Origin of the sequence: Pseudoalteromonas sp. GW168-MNA-CIBAN-0100, from assembly GCF_040309225.1 — a bacterium.
Classification (GTDB): domain Bacteria; phylum Pseudomonadota; class Gammaproteobacteria; order Enterobacterales; family Alteromonadaceae; genus Pseudoalteromonas; species Pseudoalteromonas arctica.
Genome location: NZ_JBEOOL010000220.1, coordinates 1 through 367, shown reverse-complemented (window position 1 = coordinate 367; position 367 = coordinate 1). Strand labels below are relative to the sequence as shown.

1 pseudogene is annotated in these 367 nt (G+C 42.5%); it reads left to right on the top strand.

Annotated elements, in window-relative coordinates:
- Positions 1-367, top strand: a pseudogene (gene cysS, locus AAEY62_RS20825) (cysteine--tRNA ligase); the annotation flags it as partial.

Below are 367 nucleotides of genomic sequence, written 5' to 3'. Positions count from 1 at the left end.
CAAGATTTAACCATGCTGCAATCAGGATCGCGTGTTGAGGTTGCTCAAGATAAAGACGATCCGCTTGATTTTGTATTGTGGAAAAAAGCCAAAGCGGGTGAGCCATCATGGTCATCTCCATGGGGCGAAGGGCGTCCAGGTTGGCATATTGAATGTTCTGCTATGAGCTCAAAGCATTTGGGTGAGCATTTTGATATTCATGGTGGGGGTTCTGACTTACAGTTTCCGCATCACGAAAACGAAATTGCACAATCGTGCTGTGCAAATAATGGCAAGTATGTAAATACTTGGATCCACACGGGTATGGTGCAAGTAAATAAAGAAAAAATGTCTAAATCGTTAGATAACTTTTTTACTGTGCGTGAAG